The following is a 19,208-nucleotide window of genomic DNA, read 5'->3' as shown; positions in this document are numbered from 1 at the left end:
GCTGACACGCATGATAATAGGGTTATTAACATAAATGTCAATAGCGAAAAGACGTCTCTCCCCAGAAGAAAGCCGTAGCATGGCGCTGGCAGCTGCCCGCGATTTGCTGATGGAGACAGGCCCACAATCTGTCACATTGAAAGCCGTTGCTGGACGGATTGGTCGCACTCATGCCAACCTGTTGCACCATTTCGGCTCCGCTTCCGGCCTGCAAAAAGCGCTTGCGGTTTATTTGTCCGACGAAGTTTGCGGCATGATCGCGCAGGCGATCCAAAAATCCAGGACCGGGGAGGGTGCGGTACGCGACATTGTCGACCTGACGTTTGACGCGTTTGACAAGCAGGGCGCGGCCGCATTGTGGTCATGGATGATGCTGACGGGCAATGATGACGCGCTCGACCCGATTGTTGATGCGATTCATACGCTGGTCGACGATTTTGCAGAAGGTGGGCACAAAGACCGCGAAATGCACGAAGACACGCTGGCGCTGGTGTTGATGGCGCTCGGTGATGCGCTGATCGGCGAGCGTCTGTCTGGGTCGCTTGGTCTGGCACGTGATTCGGCTCGCGACATGGCAGAGCGACAACTGGATCATGCCCTGGAGCGATGGAAGCTGGAGCACGAAGACTAGGCTTTTATGGCCGGATCAGTCTTTCGCGAAAAGCTGATCATCGCTGGCAAAAGCCTTGAATTCGAGCGCATTGCCGCTGGGGTCGCAGAAAAACATCGTCGCCTGTTCGCCAACCTGTCCCTCGAAGCGGATCGTCGGCGGGATGACAAAGTCGATGTTGGCCGCGGCCAGACGGTCTGCGAGAGCCTGCCATGCGGACATGGTCAGCACGACGCCGAAATGCGGCACCGGAACCTGCTCGCCGTCAACCGGATTGACCATCGGCCGGGCCGTGAAATTCTCGTCGAGATGGGTGACGATCTGATGTCCGAACAGGTTGAAATCGATCCAGCACCGGTCGCTTCGGCCCTCTTCGCAACCCATCAGCTCGCCATAGAATGCGCGCGCTGCGTCGAGATCATGGACCGGGAAGGCGAGATGGAAGGGCCGCAAGGACGGCTGGGGTTCAATGTTCATATTTTCTCTGCTTGTCTTCGGGAGCGGCAAGGGTGAAACAATGTTCGAAATCCAGATTGGAACCCTGACCCATCGATTCCCGCTCTTTGGAGTCGGCCAGCATCGCTTCGCGGCTCTGGGTCAATAAAATGTCGCTTTCCTGACCGCTCAGCCCCTCGGCGCGCATCTTGTCGCGCGCGCGGCTGTCGAGCACGGCTGCCAGGGTTTTCAGGTCCTGCGCTGTCTTGGACAGGCCTTCGCGGTCATGAACTTCGTCATAGGCCAGTTGCAGCATGCCGGCGCACTGGGTCAGGTCCGGCTTCGGCTTGGGCGGCACGGCAGCATCGAGCAACGGCAGGCAAATAGGCATTTCGTTTCTGACGGCCGTTTCCGGATCGGCGGCCGATTGCGCCAGAGCCTGCCGCGCTGCCACCGCCGCTATCATATCATCGCGGACCTGTTCCTTGCTTCTGCCGCTATCATCCATGATCTGTTGCCCGACCAGCCCGGCATAGGTCGCACCGCGTTCGGTGAGCAAAGGATAGTCGAGCGCGCTGGTCACGCCGGCCTCTTGCTCCGACGCGACAATTGCTAGAACCGCGACACAGGACAGGTCGCGCTGCTGAACCGGGGTGAGGGGTGCAGGTTCGCTTGCCATCGGTTGCGATAGGGCGAGCATCAGGAAAGGAATAAAATTCATGGATGGACAATAGCAAGCAAATCGATGTTCCGGCAATTAGCAATTGAATGGTGATCGCGAACACGGCAAAAGCCGCCGGTGTTAAAATTCCAAGATATGATCGGTCGCCATCCCTACGCTTTCTCGCTTCTAGCCGGCGGGATCAGCGCAACTGGCTTCGCTCCTTTGTCGCTGTGGCCGCTGACCATATTGATGCTGGCCTTGTGGGTGGCGATCGTGATGCAGGTGCAGAGCCGCAAAGCAGCATTTTCTGCCGGCTGGCTGTTTGGCGTCGGTCATTTTATCATTGGCCTGAACTGGATCGCCAAGGCGTTCACCTTCCAGGCCGCGATGCCGGAATGGCTGGGTTATGTTGCGGTGGTGTTACTGTCCCTCTATCTGGCCGTCTTTCCTGCATTGGCTGCAGTAGGCGCATGGTGGCTTGGCAAGGGCCGGCCGTTGGTGCTGATTCTGTCGCTGGCTGGTTTCTGGATTACAACAGAGTGGCTCAGAAGCTGGGTGTTCAGCGGCTTCATCTGGAATCCGCTGTCGAGCATATTGATATCGGATTCCTTGGCATTGCTGGCCTGGTCGTCCCGAATTTTCGGAACCTACGGATTATCGGCTGTTCCGATAATTCTCGCTGGACTGATCGTCGTGGCCTCGCACCGCCAATGGAAAAATGCGGGATATTTGTCGGCGCTGGTCCTCCTGTTTGCGGCAGCGGGCCTTGCTACCATGGGTGGACCGCTTTGTGGCTCGTCCGGAATCGGAGATTGCCGGGAGCATAGCATCACCGTCGTCCAGCCAAACATCGGCCAGCAGGACAAATGGAAAGCAGGCTATGAAGCAGAAAATCTGGCCAAGCTTGCCGGATTAACGCGCCGGGAAGAGGATAGTCCCCGGATCATCTTCTGGCCGGAAGCCGCTATTCCCGACTATCTGGAGACCGGTTACCCGCCGCGCTATTATTATGGCCGTCCACCGGAATTTGTGCGTCACCAGCTTGGCGCTCTGATGAAGCCCGGCGACGTACTCCTTCTCGGTGCGCTCAAACTGGAATTTGATGATGCTGATCAGCAAGCCGTCGGCGCACGTAACAGCATATTTGCGATGGATTCTGAGCGGCAATTGCTGGGCCGCTATGATAAAAATCACTTGGTGCCTTATGGTGAATATCTGCCGATGCGGCCGGTGCTCGAAGCGATCGGGCTGTCGCGCCTTGCTCCCGGGGATTTTGATTTCTGGCCGGGACCGGGGCCTCGTTCGCTCGATCTGGGCGGGTTCGGGAAGGTCGGCTTGCAAGTGTGCTACGAAATTATCTTCTCCGGCCAGGTAGTCGATCGTGACAACCGTCCGGATTTCATCTTCAACCCGTCCAATGATGCCTGGTTCGGAGCCTGGGGCCCACCGCAGCATCTCGCGCAGGCGCGGTTGCGCGCGATGGAAGAAGGCTTGCCGGTCATTCGGTCGACCCCGACCGGCATCTCTGCCTTGATCAATGCTGATGGCCGGGTCGTGGACAGCGTGCCAATGGGACAAGCGGGCCGTATTGATGCGCTCCTGCCGCCACCGAAATCACCCACGCTTTTTGCGCGCTATGGCAATATCTTGCCGCTTGGATTGGCGATCATTTTGCTGATCTCGGCCATTGCCATCCGCGTGCGTGCTCGTTAAAGCACATATAAACTTTTCCTTATGTCCCACCAGGCTGATATTGTTTCCACCTCTAAATCAGGATTTTACCATGCGCTCAGAATTTATTTTCACCTCCGAGTCGGTTTCTGAAGGCCATCCCGACAAGGTTTCGGATCAAATTTCCGATGCCGTTGTTGATCTGTTTCTGTCAAAGGACCCCGAAGCCCGCGTTGCGTGCGAAACCTTAACCACAACCGACCGGGTCATTCTGGCGGGCGAGGTACGCGGCAAAGGCATGATCGATACCAATGGCAACTGGGCTCCTGGCGCACAGGAGGAAATTCAGACTATTGTCCGCGAGACCGTGAAAAAAATCGGCTATGAACAGGATGGTTTTCACTGGCAGAATCTGACCTTTGAAAATTATCTGCACCCGCAATCGGCGCATATCGCGCAAGGCGTTGACGAGAGCGGCAACAAGGACGAAGGCGCCGGTGATCAAGGTATCATGTTTGGCTATGCCAGCGACGAGACCCCGGATCTGATGCCGGCAACGCTGCAATATTCGCATCAGATATTGAAGCAGATGGCCGCTGATCGTCATAGCGGCAAGGCACCATTTCTCGAGCCCGACAGCAAAAGTCAGGTGACCCTGCGCTATGTCAATGAAGTGCCGGTCGAGGCGGTCGCTCTCGTGGTTTCGACGCAACACGCACCGGGCTATTACAAGGACAGCGACAATCCGGCGCTGTATCAGGAATTGCGTGACTATGTGATGAGTGTGTTCCACTCGGTTCTGCCCGAAGGCTTTATAACCGACAAGACCGTAATCCACGTCAACCCGACCGGACGGTTTGAAATTGGCGGACCGGACGGAGATGCCGGCCTCACCGGCCGCAAGATCATCGTCGACACCTATGGCGGCGCGAGCCCTCATGGCGGCGGTGCCTTCTCTGGTAAGGATCCAACCAAGGTGGATCGTTCGGCAGCCTATATTACGCGTTATCTGGCCAAGAATATCGTGGCTGCGGGTCTTGCCAAGCGGTGTGCGATACAGCTTTCCTATGCCATTGGCGTCGCCGAACCGCTGTCGATCAATGTCGATCTGCATGGCACCGGCACGGTGAGCGAAGAAAAGCTCGAAGAAATTCTTCCCACGTTGGTGCGCCTTACGCCGAAAGGGATACGTACCCATCTTGGCCTGAATAAACCCATTTATGGCCCAACCGCAGCATATGGTCATTTTGGCCGCAAGGCAGACGGCGATTTCTTCAGCTGGGAAAAAACCGATTTGGTGGATGCGTTGAAAGCCGCCATCTGAATTGACCCCGTTCGCTTCGGTGCCCACGACATGACCGCGCATAAAGAAGGTGATCCAACCACCATCCGACAGCTCTATGGTCGGCGGCAAGGCCATGCGCTACGCGATCAGCAGGTCGAACTGGTTGAAAATCTGCTGCCGCAAATTGCTGTTCCCACGGAAGGCCCGGTAACCGCAGCATCGCTGTTCGGTAGCGCCCGCCCGCTGCATTTTGAAATTGGCTTTGGCGCTGGCGAGCATCTGGCTTCTCGTGCCGATATGCTGCCTGATCACGGCTTCATCGGCTGTGAGCCCTATCTTAATGGCGTGGTTGGTGCGCTCCAACATGTTCGTGATCAGCATTTGGGTAACGTCCGTCTTCACATGGGTAATGCCCTCGACGTGCTGGAACGAATTCCCGATGGTACGCTCAGCTTTGTCTACCTGCTCCATCCTGACCCATGGCCGAAGGCGCGACATGCCAAGCGAAGATTCATGAATCACGGGCCAATGGACATGATCGCGGCAAAGCTGAAGTCCGGCGGAGAATTCCGTTTCGGCACCGATCATCCCGTCTATCTGGAATGGGCCTGCATGATCATGAACCAGCGCAATGAATTTGAATGGTTATGCGAAAGCCCGAAAGACTGGATGATTCGTCCCGGTGGCTGGCCGGAGACGCGCTATGAAGCCAAGGCCCGTCGCCAGGGTCATGAAGTCTGGTATTTCCGCTACCGGCGCAAATAAACCTTAATCGGTCCCTTCTGTTCATAATCAGAAATCTTCCTGGCCACCGGTTTGCGGCCAGATAGAGGAATTATTAACCATATTTGTAAAGCATGCTGTGATGCTGAATCTTAACCTTCCTTGTTTATCGAGCGCTTAACCAAAAAATGGGTCGCGCAAAATATAAACGTACTGGGAGGTACACAACCAGATATGGGCATCGCTCCAACTATCGCTGATGCAGCGAACGAATTTTCCGCGCAAAATCAAACTGCGACTCCCACCGACCTGCATATTCGACCCCGCAATCGAAATTTTTCCTTGTCCGCAATCGAACGCCGCCGGTGGGTTGGCGGCGACCCTTTTGCGTCTGCCGTTTTCAACGCCCTCTCTGTCACTTTCCCGGAGGGTGAGACATTTTTTATCGATTCGATAAAAAAATTCCTCAAGCGAGTCCCGCCCAAGCTGCAGGGTGAAATTCGCGCCTTCATTCAACAGGAAGCGATCCATAGTCGTGAGCATCATTGTTTCAACCAGCATCTGGAAGACTGCGATCTCGATATTTCGCGCCTCGAAAAGACGATCGCCGACGTAACCAATGGCATCCGGGTCATGCCGGAGATTTCACATCTCGTGGCAACTATGTGTATCGAGCATATTACCGCGATTCTGGCTGCCGAGGTGATTGCCAACCCGAAGCATTTTGAACATGCCGACGAGCGCCAGCGCAACTTGTGGCTTTGGCATGCCTCGGAAGAGATTGAGCACAAGGGTGTGGCCTATGATACGTGGCTGCACGTAACCCGCGACTGGAATCCGTTGAAACGCTGGCTTGTCCGCAGCGCCTTCATGGCAAAAATCTCTCTCGGATTTACAAAAAACCGGATCAAGGGCGTTCTCGACTTGTTACGGCAAGACGGCATCGCCGGGCTCCGGGCATGGATCGGACTTGCCCATTATGCGTTGGTCAGCCCGGCACCGTTCCGGCGTACAATCCGTCCCTGGCTGCAATTTTTCAGACCGGGGTTTCACCCCTGGAACATCGATGATCGCGCCCTCATTCAGCTCGCAGAGAGTGAATATGAAGCCGCGATCATGGACGAAGAAAAAGCTTCGTGCAAAGTTTCGATATTCCCAGATCAGCGCCCCCCGGAGCGCATGAGAAAAGTCGCCTGACAAATAGGTTATGCGGCTATTTTAGGCATTAGCTCGCATTCGGGCTTTTCATCCAGAACACAGATATATTCTATGGCGTCACTATGCTGGTCCCGGCCCAGGCTGAAGCGCCGGGTCGTTTGACCGGTTGGCTTGAAGCCCAGCTTGTGCAGCACTGTTCCCGAAGCGGGATTGTCGACGAAATGGCTGGCGACCAGACATTGGTGTCCCAAGGCCCGCGCCGTTTCCAGCACCGCACGACCGGCCTCGGTGGCATATCCCTGTCCCCAATGGGGGCGAGCGATCCAATAGCCGAGTTCGATGCTATGATCTTCCAGCCGGTCAATCCCGATGCACCCCAATAGCTGGGGCGAAGCCAATGTCCGGCTGAATATCAGCCAGCGGGCCGGTTGGGCCGGCAAGGACAGGAACTGCTGGGCGTCTTGTAAACTGTACGGCCAGGGCGCACGCGCGAGATTCCGGACAATCGCTTGATCATTGATCGCGGCGAATAATGCGTCGGCATCTTCGGGCCAGCCGGGCCTCAACAATAATCTTGGTGTAACGGCAAACATCGGGACTCTCCATCATCATATTAGCGACGCCCCTGTCTTGTTTTACGAGCCCACTAGCGGGGCGCCATTACAAGACTGTGACGCAATGACAGGGAGAGACAAAAAAGGGAGAGGATAACCCTCTCCCTGAAATTGGTGGTTCCGTTGAACCTGCCGGGTTATCCCTCTTGTGGATAACCCTTTATCGATTATCCGGTTATTCGGCGGCTTCCGCCATGGCGTCAACGGACACATATTTGCGACCGAGCTTGCCTTTGTGGAATTCCACCTTGCCATCGATGAGCGCAAACAGGGTATGGTCCTTGCCCATACCGACATTGCGACCCGGATGGGTCTTGGTTCCGCGCTGGCGGATGATGATATTTCCTGCGACAACGGCTTCGCTGCCAAATTTCTTGACGCCCAGGCGACGACCTTCTGAATCGCGCCCGTTACGGGATGAACCACCTGCTTTTTTATGTGCCATGGTTTAGTCCTCTTTCTTGGCAGCCGGCTTTTTGGCGGCTGGCTTCTTCGCTGGTGCCTTTTTGGCAGCAGCCGGTTTTGCTTCGGTCTTCGCAGCAGCTTTTTTCGCCGGTGCTTTCTTGGCCGGAGCCGCTTTTGCTTCGGCAGCCGGTTTGTCAGCAGCCGGAGCGGCTTCCTTTTTCGGCGCAGCTTTCTTGGCGGCCTTTTCGGAACCGATAGCGCTGATCTTCAGCACGGTGTGCTGCTGGCGATGGCCATTTTTGCGGCGATAATTATGCCGACGGCGCTTTTTGAAGATAATAACCTTCTCGCCTTTTTCCTGTGCGACAATCTCTGCCGCCACGGTCAGGCCCTTGACGTCTTTCATATCGCCACCGTCTCCGGCCAGCAGAACGTCGTCGAGGGTTACCGAATCACCAGCTTCACCAGCTAGTTTTTCGACTGCGATAATATCTCCTGCGGCAACCCGATATTGCTTGCCGCCGGTGCGCACAATTGCGAACATGGCTATTTTCCGTTTCAAATTTGTGGTTCCAGCGCGCAAGGCCGTTAACGCGAGTCCGACGGCTCACGCTGGAAAGAGTGCGCAGCTAACCGATGAAGCTGGCCCTGTCAACCGGCTTAAGGCGATTTTTGGCCATTCGTCGCAGCATCATCATGTCCTGCATCAATGCGACATATTCGCCGTTGCGGACCGGATAAGCCTCTCCTAAAGACAGAGCAATGAAAAAACTCCCTGCTTTGCTGGCGATTATCTCCGTCACAACATCCGGTTGCGCGATGCAGCAGGGTGATTTTCCTTCGCTTCAGAAGCGCCCATATGAAGATGATCCGGTGATCACCGACACGACTGCACCTGGCGACACCATTTCCGAGTTGCCAGCGGATGTGCACAGCAAATTGAACGCGGCAATAACGCAAAGCGGTGCTGCGCATGAAAAATTCCAGTCTCGCCTTCCGGTCGTCAAAAAGCGCGTGGACGCGGCGCGCGGCGCTGCAGTGTCGACCGAATCCTGGGTTGTCGCGCAAATGGAGCTGGCCGCACTCGAGATGGAGCGCAGCGCTTCGGTCGAGGCATTGGCCGATATTGATGCGCTTTATATGGCGCAGCTCGAACGCGAGACGGACTCAGGCCAATCGGGCGGTGCCACCATGATCGCCGGACGGCGAGAAGCCGTAAAGGCACAGGTCGACAGCCAACAGGCGGAAATCGACTCGATGAAAAACCGGCTGCGCTGATTCGGGCCGGTAGGGGTCCGTGCCGCCTCAGGCCGTCACTTCCAACACCATATTTGTCGGCGTTTCGGTCGCGCGTCTGACCGTCGAGAAACCGGCTTCGCCGAGCACTTTGGTCAATCGTTTCTGCCCGGCCTGCGCGCCGAGACCCAGTCCGATGTCCTGCGCCAGAGATGCCGGCGTGCATATAGTCGTCGAGAAGGCATAGAAAATCTGTCCGAGGGGATGGAGATTTTCTTCCATCCTGTCCCCGGCCAGCGGTTCGACCAGCATGAAGCTGCCGTCGGGTTTCAAAGCCTCGCGGATATGCGCAGCTGCACCTACCGGATCGCCCATGTCGTGCAGGGCGTCGAATATACAAGCGAAATCAAAATCTTTGCCGGTAAAATCCTGGGCGCTGGCAACCTGGAACTCGACATTGGTCACACCTGCCGCTTCGGCTTTGGCCCTGGCCTCGACGATCGAAGGTTCATGAAAATCGATTCCGTGGATCACCGAATTGGGATAGGCTTTTGCCATCAGTACGGTCGAGGAGCCATGGCCGCAGGCAATGTCCGCAACCTTGGCACCGGTTTTCAGCTTTGCTTCCACACCGCCGAGTGCCGGTATCCACTGGTCGATCAGACAGGCTGCATAGCCGGGCCGGAAAAACCGGTCGGTGCCGCAGAAGCAACAGGTTGAATGGTCGCCCCAGGGCCTGCCTTCGCCGGACTTGAACGTATCCACCGCTTTCGCCTGGGTTTCATATTGGGCGACAACCGTCTGGAAAAACCCCTGCATGCACGCCGGCTGGCCTTCACGAGAGAAGACCAGGGCTTGTTCCGGGGTCAGAGAAAAACGTTCGGTGGCGGGATCATAGGTGACATAGCCAGCCGCGGCGTTGGAGCCGAGCCACTGGTGCAGATATTTCGGATTGAGACCGGTCCTTTCCGCCAGTTCGTCGACGGACAAGGGGCCGGCGCCGTCCATGGCAGCATAGACGCCCGCCTGATCGCCGAGATAAGACATGAACACCGCCATCGCACCGGCAACGTCGCCGATGACCTTGCCGGCCAGTTCTTCAACCTTCGATTCGTCAATTTGCTCAGTCATTTCGCTGTCTCCAAAAACAGCGACCCTGAACGAAGCCTAACACAACCGGCAGGAAAGTTACAGGTTGTCGATGGCCGCCTTGTGCGCCTTGGCATTTTCGACATAATGGGCAACGCCCATTCGCATGCCGGCGATTGCCGGTTCCGGAAGATCGCGCATATATTTTGCCGGCGATCCGGCCCACAGCTGGCCGGTCGGGATTCGCTTGTTTGGAGTCAGCGTCGCCCCGGCGGCGAGCATCGCATCGCCCTCGATCACGCAACCATCCATCACGGTGGTGCTCAGCCCGACAAAGGCCCGGTCTTCGAGCGTCGCGCCGTGCAGCATTACCATATGGCCGACAAGAACGTCATCGCCGATGATAGTTGGGTTGCCATTGGGGGTGGCGGGCGTTGCACTGTCGCAGTGGATAGTGGTGCCGTCCTGGATATTGCTGCGCGCACCGATCCGGATGAAATTCACGTCAGCCCGGATCACGCAATTATACCAGACACTCGACTCGGGTCCGATCTCGACATCGCCGATAATCTTGCAGCCCGGCGCGATAAAGGCGCTGGGGTGAATCTTCGGGGTTTTGCCATTGAACGGCAGGATGAGGGCATCTGTCATATTCTGGAGTTCCATTCGTCAGCTGTGATTTTGTAAACAATGGTCGGGTTGAGTTCTTCGCCATAATTGGGATCGTGAAAATCCAGTTCGGGGCGGTGAGTCATGCCAAGCCGTTTCATCAATCCCCAGCTCGGTTCATTGCCAGCGACCGTCAGCGCGACCACATAGGGGGCTTTCCAGCGGGTGAAGGCGGCATCCATACAGGCTGCTGCGGCTTCCTTTGCATAGCCCTTGCCCCACGCATCTTCCCGCAGGCGCCAGCCAATTTCATGGGCACCGGTCAGTTTCGGTTGCGGCGCGTTGACCCGCTTGAGGCCACAAAAGCCCAGAATTTCTTCGTCAGACTTGCGCTCGATAATCCAGAAAGTGTGGCCAAAGTCGCGGTCATAGCCTTCGAGCCGCTCCATTGCCGCATCGAATTTTTCCCGGCTTTGCACGCCGCCAAGCCAGCGCATCACATTGCGGGTGTTGAGATGTTCCATAAACGGCTCGATATCGCTCTTGCGCCACTTGCGCAGGATCAACCGGTCGGTTTCCAGTACAATATCGTCAGTCTTTTCAACCATGTAGCAAGCGCGCAGCATCGGCGGCAAAATAGGTTAAAATGCCGCTGCATCCCGCGCGCTTGAACGCGATCAGCTTTTCCATCATCAGCGCGTCATGATCACCAATGCCGGCGGCGGCCCCGGCTTTTATCAGCGCATATTCGCCGGAAACCTGATAGGCGAACACCGGGATGTTGAACTCCGACTTGGTGCGATAAATGATGTCGAGATAGGCGAGACCCGGCTTGACCATGACGCTGTCGGCACCCTCGGCAATATCAAGCGCAATTTCCCGCAGCGCCTCGTCGGAGTTGGCTGGATCCATTTGATAGGTCTTCTTGTCGCCCTTCAGCAAGCCGTCGGATCCTACCGCATCGCGGAAGGGGCCGTAAAAGGCGCTGGCATATTTGGCCGAATAGGCCATGATCTGGACATTATGGTGATGCGCGAGTTCCAATACGTCGCGGATTGCACCGACCCGGCCATCCATCATGTCGGATGGTGCGATAATGTCGGCACCGGCATTGGCCTGATTCAGCGCCTGTTTGGTCAGAAGATCGAGTGTGCGGTCGTTTTCGACATATCCGTGGTCATTGATCAGCCCGTCCTGCCCATGGCTGGTATAGGGATCGAGCGCGACATCGGTGAGTATGCCGATTTGGTCACCGAGTGCATCCTTCACCGCTTTGGTCGCGCGGCACATAAGATTGTCGGGATTGAGGGCTTCTTTTCCGTCTTCGCTGCGTTTCTCCGCCGGAGTATTGGGAAACAGGGCAAGACAGGGAATGCCGAGATCACAAGCTTCCCTGGCACGCTCTACAATGCCATCGACGGACCAGCGCGAAACACCCGGGAGTGATGTGATCGGATCTTCTATGCCCATGCCTTCGGTGATGAAGAGCGGCCAGATCAGATCGGATGCAGACAGACGGTTTTCCCGCACCATTTCCCGGCTCCAGCCATGGGCGCGGGTGCGGCGTAGTCGGGTGTGTGGGAAAGAGGCTTGTTGGGACATGGGCAATGCTTAGCGGAGCCGACAGCGGGGCTCAACTCTTCTGTGAATTGTTTGAAGCCGCTAGCTCTTGAGCGGTTTGTTCAGCCGGTTGATCTCCCGGTCAGGCTTGGCTTCAACCGATGCGCTTTTCAGCGCGCCCAATGCCGCGCCCGGTTCCACGCGCTTCAATTTCTGGAGTTCGCCCTTGAAACGACGTAATTCTTGTCCGCCCAGCTGGGCGCGCTCAACAAATTTGACGGATCGGGGGTTGATCGCCCGCCCGCCGCGATAAAGTTCATAGTGGAGATGTGGGCCGGTCGACAGTCCGGTCGACCCGATATAGCCGATGATCTGGCCCCTGCGTACCCGGCGTCCGTTGCTCACCGCGATCCGGCTCATATGGGCATAGCCGGAGGCCAGCCCGCCACCATGCTGCAATTTGACATAATTTCCGAAGCCACCCTTGCGTCCGGCATGGATGACGGTGCCATCGGTGACTGCGTAAATGGGGGCACCATAGCCACCGCCAAAATCCAGCCCACTGTGCATACGCTTGTAGCGCAGGATCGGGTGGCGCCGCATGCCGTAGCTGGAGGTGATCCGGCCGTTGGTTGGCCGGGCCAGCTCCCCGTTCGACTGGCCGACGCCCGATGCTTCAAACCAGTTGGTCTGGCCGCCGCTCTGCCATTTCAGCATTTGCGCTACCGGCTTGCCGCCGCGTTCCAGACCGGCATAGATCAGATCGCCCACTTCAACTTCGCCGGTTTCCGCGCGGCGATAGGACAATATGATATCAAATTCGTCAGTGCTGCGTATGTCACGGGACACGGACATTTTTTTGCCAATGACTTGGAGATATTTCTGTACGGCATCAGCTGGCGCGCCCGCAGCACGGGCGGAGCGGTAGAGGCTCGAGCCTACCGTACCGGTGATCCGCAGCGGGGTATCGTCAACCAGGATGGGCTTCGGATTGAGCTTCAGCTTTTCGCCATCACGCAACACTTCGAGATTGAGGTCAAAGCGCGCGCGAAACGCCAACTGGTCCAGCGGCCGAGCCTGATTTTTCGCAGGGCGACGGCCAAGAATAACATCGATCTTGGTGCCGGGCTTGATGTCTCCGAGGGTAACGGCACCACCGACCAGATCGGTGACTTCGCTGGCTTCATTGCTGGCGACCCCGGCGCGTTGCAGCACCCTGCGCAGGCTGTCGCCCCGACCCAATGTCGCCACCAGCTCAATGGATGGCCGTTCCGGGCTTTCCGCCAGCGGGCGCACCGCATCGGTTGCCGCCATCCGTACGCCGGTATCGGCCCCATAAGCCAGTGGCGCAATCATTTGCGAACGCGCCTGATCAGCGCGATACCCGGTTAATGGGTCGGCGCGGTGTCCGGCAATTGGGCCGAAATCGGGCAGGCAGGAGATTGCGATACCGCACAAGAACGTCAGCGTCGCGAGGCCGCGGAACCAGGACGGACTTCCGATATCCATGCCGAGATCGGGTACCCAGTCAATCTCCGCCAAATATTCGCGCCATTCAGCGAATTGGTCCCCGAGAGAGGGGGGTTCGGTGAGCGTCAACGGACCAGGGTGGGCTGCCACGGTTGCAGCCCCCTGAACTTGCATGTCGATATCATCGATACTCTTGAACAAGCCAACCCCTTGGTGATGCAATCGTCGGAACTTTTGCACCCAAATTAATAGATAACCTCTGTGCAGGAACTTAGTTAAAGTCAAATTAAGTGGCTGCGGTGGCCTTTTCCATGCGGCGAGCCGTGCATAATCGCGGTTATCCGGTCGGCAATATCGCTTAATGTGCCAAGCCCCTTGCAACTCTGTGCCTGATCGGCTGTTGTGCGATCAATGACCCGGTATCCCCAGTCGTCTCTTGTCGCCGTTCTTGGCCCGACCAATACCGGCAAAACCCATCTCGCCATCGAGCGCATGTGCGCGCATTCGAGTGGCATGATCGGATTTCCGCTCCGCCTGCTGGCGCGAGAGGTTTATGAGCGCGTGGTTGCGCTCAAGGGCGCGAACCGGGTGGCGCTGGTTACCGGCGAGGAAAAGATCATTCCGGATCAGGCGCAATGGTTCCTGTGCACAGCAGAGGCGATGCCGATGAACCGCGAATTTGCCTTTGTTGCGATCGACGAGGCGCAGCTCGGTATCGATCCGGAGCGGGGGCATATATTTACCGACCGCATGCTGCATGCTCGCGGCCGCGATGAAACCATGATCCTCGGGTCGGAAAGCCTGCGATCGCTGATAGAAGCCCTGCTCCCCGATGCCGAGATTATCAACCGGCCCCGTTTTTCGACCCTGAGCTACGCGGGACCGCGCAAACTTTCCCGTCTGCCGCGCCGGTCCGCTGTCGTCGCCTTTTCGCTCGAGGATGTTTACGCGATTGCCGAAATGCTTCGACGCCAGCATGGCGGCGCGGCGATTGTCATGGGGTCGTTGTCGCCGCAGACCCGCAATGCGCAGGTCAAGATGTATCAGGATGGCGAAGTCGACTATCTGGTCGCCACCGATGCCATCGGCATGGGGCTGAACCTTGATGTCACCCATGTCGCCTTTGCCTCGCTCAGGAAATTTGACGGGCGTCGGCGGCGCAGACTGACTCTGGCCGAAATCGGACAGATTGCCGGGCGCGCCGGACGCCATCAGAAGGACGGCAGCTTCGGTACCCTGTCGGGCCTGGCCTCTTCGGACGAATTGCTGCCCGAGGAAATCGAGAATCTCGAAGCCCATCGATTTCCCAGGCTGGAATGGCTCTACTGGCGCAATGCCGAGCCTGACTTTGGCACGGTCGAGACGCTGATCCACTCGCTCGAGGAAAGACCGGTGGAGCGCCGCCTGCATGCCGCGCCGGAAGCCGTCGACCTTGCGGTCTTGAAACGGCTTGCACGCGATCCCGATGTGGTACGTCTCGCGGGTTCTGCCGACAAGGTACGCTTGCTCTGGGAAGTCGCCAGCATCCCCGATTTCCGTAAGGTTGGCGCGGATCATCAGGCGCGTTTTGTCGCCTCGCTCTGGCCCCATCTGGCCGCGGGGCAAGGCAGAATACCGCACGCCCGTATGGCACAGGAGATATCACGGCTGGAAAATGTGCAGGGCGATATTGCAACGCTTGGCGCACGGATTGCTGCGGCGCGAAGCTGGAGCTATATCGCACAAAAATCCCATTGGGTGGAACAGCCCGACGCGATGATCGATCGCACTCGAGCCCTGGAATCGCGGCTGAGCGATGCGATGCACAGTCAGTTGACCCAGCGTTTTGTTGATAAGAGAACGCGGGTTTTGATGCGGGGGCTTCTGAAAGACACGCTGCCACAGGATGTCGCGGTCGACGATGATGGCACAGTCATGGTCGAGGGGCACGAATTAGGAACACTCAAGGGCTTCCAATTTGTCGTGCCATCCGATAGCCGGAGAGAGGACCGCAAGATGCTGCTCGCGGCAGCAGAAAGATATTTGGGACGGATTATGACGGAAAATGCAGATGCTCTCGCCAAGGCCCCGGACAGCGTATTGACGCTGGTGCCCGACGCCGCCGGGCAGCCGACGATCCTTTGGGGCGATGCGAACCTGGCGACCCTCACCAAGGGCAAGACGCTTTTGCAGCCCGAGATCAAATATGACCGGTCGGTCAAGGATATGGCACCCGAAGACAGTCAGAAAGTGGCTAGTCGCGTCAAGGCCTGGGTCGAAGCGATGAAAGCCAAGCATCTGGAAGGCTTGGTGAAAATCGATGCGCTCGCGAATGATCCGGAAACACCGCCGGCGGTTCGGGCGTTATTTGCGCAAATCGTCGATGCCGGCGGAATATTGTCGCGGCGCGATATCGACCAGGCAGTCCGTGCGCTCGATAACGATATGAGGGGGCATGCGCGCCGCGCGGGCTTGGTATTCGGAGCGCTTGATATATTTCATCACGCGCTAATGAAGCCCGGTGCCGTGCTCTGGCGAACCGCGCTGTTCGCGGCTTTTGACGCACAACCGATGATAGATCAGGTGCCGGATAATGCGGTGCACCTGAAAGAAGGGACATTTGCGGCTGCCGATCATGCATCGCGACTCGGTTTTCGCAAAATTGCCGACGAATATGTCCGCGTTGACATGGTCGAGCGACTAGTCAAGCAGGCCCATGAAGCCCGGAAACAGGGCGAATTATTTGCTATCGACCCGGCCCTGGCGACATCATTGGGTCTGTCGAAATCCTGTCACGAGGCGTTGCTCGATCTCGCAGGCTTCGTCAAAACCGATGACAAGCCAACCCCGGTTGCGCCACCTCCATCGGGTGATGATGCCGCACCGGAAACCGCTTCTGCTAAGCCAATAGAATCAGCAACTATCGAAACCGGCACTAAGCCTGTTGACGAAGCGCCGGCAGATAATGGGCCTGGGACCGGAGAACCGGCTGCCGCCACGCAATATTGGCGCTGGAAAGGCATGGCGCGCAAAAAGACCCGCCATCCCGCCAAGTCGAAGGGAAAGCCTGCAAAGCAGGCAAGGGCCACGCCCGGCAAACGCAAGGCAGAACCCGTGCTGGCTACTGCAGGCGGCGCCTTTGCCGAATTGGCGGCGCTCCGGGACAGCATGAAGAAATAGGATGCGGGATTGAGCGGCAAAAAATCGGAACAGGCCCTGGCAGCACAACTGGTGCTGCGGATCGACAAATTGCTTTGGTTCCTGCATTTTGCCCATAATCGCGTGATGGCCCGCAAGCTCGCCGAAAAAGGCCATGTCCGGATGAACGGTCGGCGCATTGAGCGGGGTCATGTCAAGGTACGGCAAGGCGACATATTGACCATACCCCAAGGCCGGGATGTGCATGTGGTGCGCATATTGTCGCTCCCGGAACGCCGTGGTAGCGCTGCGCTGGCCCAATCCTGTTATGAAATATTGCAGACTGGCAATTGAAATAGCGTCTAAACCAACTGTTGACGTGTCAGAAATTGCACAATAGCTAGGGTCGAATTGCCGCCCTGAAATGGCGGACTGGTATTGGGGAGTTCACGACCAGATGACTTATGTTGTTACCGAAGACTGCATCAAATGCAAATATATGGACTGCGTCGAGGTCTGCCCTGTCGATTGCTTCTACGAGGGTGAAAATATGCTGGTTATCAACCCCAGCGAATGCATTGACTGCGGTGTGTGTGAACCTGAATGCCCGGCCGAGGCCATTCTTCCCGACACCGAAGACGGGTTGGAAAAATGGCTTGAGATAAATACCAAGTTTTCCGAAGAATGGCCGAATATTACGGTCAGCCGAGACCCACCTGCGGACGCCGAAGAATTCAAGGGCATGGAAGGCAAGTTCGAAGCCTTCTTCTCCGAGAAACCCGGCGAGGGCGACTAGCTTCGAATCCGGCCACATCTCTGTACCGGCCATAATTGCTGCACTGTGGCGATAAGATTCTGAGAGCCAAATGCCTGAAAATGGCGGTTTGGCTGCGATCAGTTGTGCATTGCAACGATAAATTGCTTTTTTGTTACGAATCTGTTAAAAGATGCATGTAATCGACCGAACACACGAGGGAGTAGGTGGTGTTTGGTCGTTAAATATATGTACGAAAGGGTTATTTCGTAATTACGAAAGCGGAACGTGACCAGCGTTCTTTTCCATCGAATCAAGAAAGGCTTTTTATGGCTGCGAATGTGCTGTCCTTTGATGTGGGCGATTATGTTGTTTATCCGAAACATGGCGTTGGCCGGGTTGTCGAACTGCAAAATGAAGAAATTGCCGGCATGCAACTCGAACTATATGTATTGCGCTTTGAAAAAGAACGGATGACCCTGCGGGTCCCGACCAACAAGGCAGAAGGCGTAGGGATGCGCAAATTGTCTTCCGACAAGACGCTCAAGGAAGCCATGGAAACGCTGAAAGCGAAGCCCAAGGTCAAACGGTCGATGTGGTCGCGCCGGGCGCAGGAATATGAAGCGAAGATCAATTCGGGCGACCTGGTATCGATTGCGGAAGTGACTCGCGATCTTTTCCGGGCCGACGACCAGCCGGAACAAAGCTATTCCGAACGGCAGATTTTTGAAGCGGCCTCCAGCCGTCTTGCCCGCGAACTGGCGGCGATGGAAGAAACCGATGAGCCCACGGCTCTGACGAAGATTCTTGAAATCCTCAATATCGCCGCGCCGCAATATTATGAGACCAAGGATGATTGATCGATAAGCTTCGATCCTTCGTCGAAACAGTTAAGGGGTTGTCACAATAATGTGGCAGCCCCTTTTTTCATGCCGCAAGATCTGCATTTTTATGTTGATCTCCAACAGCAACAACTGTATTAGTTCATTAATACAGTAGAGGAGGATCGGATGAAAAAAATACTGTTTGTCGTGCCGTTGCTGGCACTCACGGCTTGTGAAGGATCAATAGTCGATGCCGTCGGCGAGGCTGCAAGCAGCTCCAGTGGCAGCAGCTTTTCCGGTGGCAGTTCCATTGGAACCAGCGATAGCAATCCCGGCGCGTTTGAAGGCGTCACGCTCGCCGGTCCTGACAATGTCGTATTTACCACTGCCAGTGACTATTCGATCCGGGCCGAAGGTGATGCCGATGTTGTCGAGCAGCTGCGCTATAAAATATCTGGCGACCAAATTAAAATTGGCCGGGATAGCAAGGGTCTGTCCTGGGGTGACAGCGGCAGGGCAACGATATATGTCAGTGCACCATCCCTGAGAAGCGCAAAACTGGCAGGTTCGGGCGACATTGAGGTCGATGCGATGACCACAGATTCGACCAGATTGAGCATTGCCGGATCGGGCAATATCCGGGTCGCAAAAATTGATACCGCATCGCTCAGTTCAAAAATTGCCGGATCGGGAAATCTATCGCTGGCGGGGGCCGCGGAATCGATCGACATATCGATTGCCGGTTCGGGTGATATCAGCGGTAAGGATCTGAAAGCCGAGAGCGCTGACATATCGGTTGCCGGGAGCGGCGATGTTGAGCTTTCGTCGGATGGAACCGTCAACGCCAAAGTCATGGGGTCGGGTGATATTCGGATTCACGGCGATGCCAAATGCACGTCACGGGCGACGGGATCCGGCGACATTACCTGCGGTTGATCGCACAGCCAATATGTTGAAATTGCTTGGCGATCTGCCCCTGCTGTG

The 19,208-nt window shown here is 56.7% G+C and carries 21 protein-coding genes; 11 read left to right on the top strand and 10 right to left on the bottom strand.

What is annotated here, in order from left to right; all coding sequences use genetic code 11:
• The first annotated feature begins 34 nt into the window (after window positions 1–34).
• Window positions 35–631, top strand: a complete 597-nt coding sequence (locus tag ACN0WX_RS01640; RefSeq protein WP_417620529.1) for a TetR family transcriptional regulator — start codon at window positions 35–37, stop codon at window positions 629–631.
• 15 nt (window positions 632–646) lie between these two features.
• Here the strand turns inward: ACN0WX_RS01640 and ACN0WX_RS01635 are convergent, their stop codons facing one another.
• A complete protein-coding gene (locus tag ACN0WX_RS01635; RefSeq protein WP_417620528.1) occupies window positions 647–1,087 on the bottom strand; it encodes a VOC family protein in 441 nt (146 codons plus the stop codon).
• Window positions 1,077–1,766, bottom strand: coding sequence for a hypothetical protein (locus ACN0WX_RS01630; protein WP_417620527.1), 690 nt, complete (start codon window positions 1,764–1,766; stop codon window positions 1,077–1,079). The genes ACN0WX_RS01635 and ACN0WX_RS01630 overlap by 11 nt, the downstream gene beginning before the upstream one ends.
• 96 nt (window positions 1,767–1,862) lie before the next feature.
• Here ACN0WX_RS01630 and lnt point away from each other — a divergent pair, with 96 nt between their 5' ends.
• The 4 genes from lnt to ACN0WX_RS01610 all read left to right on the top strand — a co-directional run bounded on the left by lnt (window position 1,863) and on the right by ACN0WX_RS01610 (window position 6,585).
• Window positions 1,863–3,422: an apolipoprotein N-acyltransferase gene (gene lnt, locus ACN0WX_RS01625; RefSeq protein WP_417621185.1), complete on the top strand. Its 1,560-nt coding sequence runs from the start codon at window positions 1,863–1,865 to the stop codon at window positions 3,420–3,422.
• 70 nt (window positions 3,423–3,492) lie between these two features.
• Complete coding sequence (gene metK, locus ACN0WX_RS01620; protein ID WP_417620526.1) at window positions 3,493–4,704, top strand: methionine adenosyltransferase; 1,212 nt, start codon at window positions 3,493–3,495, stop codon at window positions 4,702–4,704.
• A gap of 30 nt (window positions 4,705–4,734) precedes the next feature.
• Complete coding sequence (gene trmB / locus ACN0WX_RS01615; protein WP_417620525.1) at window positions 4,735–5,430, top strand: tRNA (guanine(46)-N(7))-methyltransferase TrmB; 696 nt, start codon at window positions 4,735–4,737, stop codon at window positions 5,428–5,430.
• Between the two features lie 192 nt (window positions 5,431–5,622).
• The gene (locus ACN0WX_RS01610; protein ID WP_417620524.1) at window positions 5,623–6,585 is read left to right on the top strand and encodes a metal-dependent hydrolase; all 963 of its coding nucleotides are present in this window, start codon (window positions 5,623–5,625) and stop codon (window positions 6,583–6,585) included.
• Window positions 6,586–6,593: 8 nt separating this feature from the next.
• Here the strand turns inward: ACN0WX_RS01610 and ACN0WX_RS01605 are convergent, their stop codons facing one another.
• The 3 genes from ACN0WX_RS01605 to rplU form a co-directional block, all read right to left on the bottom strand.
• Entirely contained in the window at window positions 6,594–7,139 is a 546-nt protein-coding gene (locus ACN0WX_RS01605; protein ID WP_417620523.1) for a GNAT family N-acetyltransferase, read from the bottom strand.
• Between the two features lie 196 nt (window positions 7,140–7,335).
• A complete protein-coding gene (gene rpmA, locus ACN0WX_RS01600; RefSeq protein ID WP_159646056.1) occupies window positions 7,336–7,605 on the bottom strand; it encodes a 50S ribosomal protein L27 in 270 nt (89 codons plus the stop codon).
• A 3-nt stretch (window positions 7,606–7,608) separates the two neighbouring features.
• Window positions 7,609–8,109 (bottom strand): 50S ribosomal protein L21, encoded by a 501-nt coding sequence (rplU, locus tag ACN0WX_RS01595; protein ID WP_417620522.1) that lies wholly within the window; start codon window positions 8,107–8,109, stop codon window positions 7,609–7,611.
• Window positions 8,110–8,327: 218 nt separating this feature from the next.
• Here rplU and ACN0WX_RS01590 point away from each other — a divergent pair, with 218 nt between their 5' ends.
• On the top strand, window positions 8,328–8,843 hold the full coding sequence (locus ACN0WX_RS01590; RefSeq protein ID WP_417620521.1) for a hypothetical protein: 516 nt from the start codon (window positions 8,328–8,330) through the stop codon (window positions 8,841–8,843).
• A gap of 27 nt (window positions 8,844–8,870) precedes the next feature.
• Here the strand turns inward: ACN0WX_RS01590 and ACN0WX_RS01585 are convergent, their stop codons facing one another.
• The 5 genes from ACN0WX_RS01585 to ACN0WX_RS01565 are packed head-to-tail and all read right to left on the bottom strand — an operon-like array spanning window position 8,871 to window position 13,730.
• Window positions 8,871–9,932, bottom strand: coding sequence for a methyltransferase domain-containing protein (locus ACN0WX_RS01585; protein ID WP_417620520.1), 1,062 nt, complete (start codon window positions 9,930–9,932; stop codon window positions 8,871–8,873).
• A 57-nt stretch (window positions 9,933–9,989) separates the two neighbouring features.
• Entirely contained in the window at window positions 9,990–10,541 is a 552-nt protein-coding gene (locus tag ACN0WX_RS01580; protein WP_417620519.1) for a gamma carbonic anhydrase family protein, read from the bottom strand.
• Window positions 10,538–11,107, bottom strand: coding sequence for a GNAT family N-acetyltransferase (locus tag ACN0WX_RS01575; protein WP_417620518.1), 570 nt, complete (start codon window positions 11,105–11,107; stop codon window positions 10,538–10,540). Before ACN0WX_RS01575 ends, ACN0WX_RS01580 begins: the two co-directional genes overlap by 4 nt.
• Window positions 11,100–12,101: a porphobilinogen synthase gene (hemB, locus tag ACN0WX_RS01570; RefSeq protein WP_417620517.1), complete on the bottom strand. Its 1,002-nt coding sequence runs from the start codon at window positions 12,099–12,101 to the stop codon at window positions 11,100–11,102. The genes ACN0WX_RS01575 and hemB overlap by 8 nt, the downstream gene beginning before the upstream one ends.
• 60 nt (window positions 12,102–12,161) lie before the next feature.
• Entirely contained in the window at window positions 12,162–13,730 is a 1,569-nt protein-coding gene (locus tag ACN0WX_RS01565) for a M23 family metallopeptidase (RefSeq protein ID WP_417620516.1), read from the bottom strand.
• A gap of 210 nt (window positions 13,731–13,940) precedes the next feature.
• Between ACN0WX_RS01565 and ACN0WX_RS01560 the strand changes: the two genes are divergently transcribed.
• From ACN0WX_RS01560 to ACN0WX_RS01540, 5 genes are all read left to right on the top strand, one after another.
• A complete protein-coding gene (locus ACN0WX_RS01560; protein WP_417620515.1) occupies window positions 13,941–16,688 on the top strand; it encodes a helicase-related protein in 2,748 nt (915 codons plus the stop codon).
• A 9-nt stretch (window positions 16,689–16,697) separates the two neighbouring features.
• Window positions 16,698–17,000: an RNA-binding S4 domain-containing protein gene (locus ACN0WX_RS01555; RefSeq protein ID WP_417620514.1), complete on the top strand. Its 303-nt coding sequence runs from the start codon at window positions 16,698–16,700 to the stop codon at window positions 16,998–17,000.
• Window positions 17,001–17,103: 103 nt separating this feature from the next.
• Window positions 17,104–17,442, top strand: a complete 339-nt coding sequence (gene fdxA, locus ACN0WX_RS01550) for a ferredoxin FdxA (protein ID WP_417621184.1) — start codon at window positions 17,104–17,106, stop codon at window positions 17,440–17,442.
• Between the two features lie 287 nt (window positions 17,443–17,729).
• Window positions 17,730–18,260 (top strand): CarD family transcriptional regulator, encoded by a 531-nt coding sequence (locus tag ACN0WX_RS01545; protein WP_417620513.1) that lies wholly within the window; start codon window positions 17,730–17,732, stop codon window positions 18,258–18,260.
• Window positions 18,261–18,410: 150 nt separating this feature from the next.
• The gene (locus ACN0WX_RS01540) at window positions 18,411–19,160 is read left to right on the top strand and encodes a head GIN domain-containing protein (RefSeq protein WP_417620512.1); all 750 of its coding nucleotides are present in this window, start codon (window positions 18,411–18,413) and stop codon (window positions 19,158–19,160) included.
• Window positions 19,161–19,208: the final 48 nt, after the last annotated feature.

It is taken from the genome of Parasphingorhabdus sp. (assembly GCF_048269915.1).
In the GTDB taxonomy this organism is placed as follows: Bacteria; Pseudomonadota; Alphaproteobacteria; order Sphingomonadales; family Sphingomonadaceae; genus Parasphingorhabdus.
This window is presented reverse-complemented; position numbering and strand designations above follow the sequence as displayed.

Bases quoted from the DNA above. Each gene is read 5' to 3' on its own strand.
- ACN0WX_RS01575 (WP_417620518.1), bottom strand. From the start codon at position 11,107: ATGGTTGAAAAGACTGACGATATTGTACTGGAAACCGACCGGTTGATC.
- ACN0WX_RS01605 (WP_417620523.1), bottom strand. From the start codon at position 7,139: ATGTTTGCCGTTACACCAAGATTATTGTTGAGGCCCGGCTGGCCCGAA.
- ACN0WX_RS01630 (WP_417620527.1), bottom strand. From the start codon at position 1,766: ATGAATTTTATTCCTTTCCTGATGCTCGCCCTATCGCAACCGATGGCA.
- ACN0WX_RS01545 (WP_417620513.1), top strand. From the start codon at position 17,730: ATGGCTGCGAATGTGCTGTCCTTTGATGTGGGCGATTATGTTGTTTAT.
- ACN0WX_RS01540 (WP_417620512.1), top strand. From the start codon at position 18,411: ATGAAAAAAATACTGTTTGTCGTGCCGTTGCTGGCACTCACGGCTTGT.
- ACN0WX_RS01580 (WP_417620519.1), bottom strand. From the start codon at position 10,541: ATGACAGATGCCCTCATCCTGCCGTTCAATGGCAAAACCCCGAAGATT.
- ACN0WX_RS01560 (WP_417620515.1), top strand. From the start codon at position 13,941: ATGACCCGGTATCCCCAGTCGTCTCTTGTCGCCGTTCTTGGCCCGACC.
- ACN0WX_RS01585 (WP_417620520.1), bottom strand. From the start codon at position 9,932: ATGACTGAGCAAATTGACGAATCGAAGGTTGAAGAACTGGCCGGCAAG.
- ACN0WX_RS01635 (WP_417620528.1), bottom strand. From the start codon at position 1,087: ATGAACATTGAACCCCAGCCGTCCTTGCGGCCCTTCCATCTCGCCTTC.
- hemB (WP_417620517.1), bottom strand. From the start codon at position 12,101: ATGTCCCAACAAGCCTCTTTCCCACACACCCGACTACGCCGCACCCGC.
- rpmA (WP_159646056.1), bottom strand. From the start codon at position 7,605: ATGGCACATAAAAAAGCAGGTGGTTCATCCCGTAACGGGCGCGATTCA.
- fdxA (WP_417621184.1), top strand. From the start codon at position 17,104: ATGACTTATGTTGTTACCGAAGACTGCATCAAATGCAAATATATGGAC.
- ACN0WX_RS01640 (WP_417620529.1), top strand. From the start codon at position 35: ATGTCAATAGCGAAAAGACGTCTCTCCCCAGAAGAAAGCCGTAGCATG.
- rplU (WP_417620522.1), bottom strand. From the start codon at position 8,109: ATGTTCGCAATTGTGCGCACCGGCGGCAAGCAATATCGGGTTGCCGCA.
- ACN0WX_RS01590 (WP_417620521.1), top strand. From the start codon at position 8,328: ATGAAAAAACTCCCTGCTTTGCTGGCGATTATCTCCGTCACAACATCC.
- trmB (WP_417620525.1), top strand. From the start codon at position 4,735: ATGACCGCGCATAAAGAAGGTGATCCAACCACCATCCGACAGCTCTAT.
- lnt (WP_417621185.1), top strand. From the start codon at position 1,863: ATGATCGGTCGCCATCCCTACGCTTTCTCGCTTCTAGCCGGCGGGATC.
- ACN0WX_RS01610 (WP_417620524.1), top strand. From the start codon at position 5,623: ATGGGCATCGCTCCAACTATCGCTGATGCAGCGAACGAATTTTCCGCG.
- metK (WP_417620526.1), top strand. From the start codon at position 3,493: ATGCGCTCAGAATTTATTTTCACCTCCGAGTCGGTTTCTGAAGGCCAT.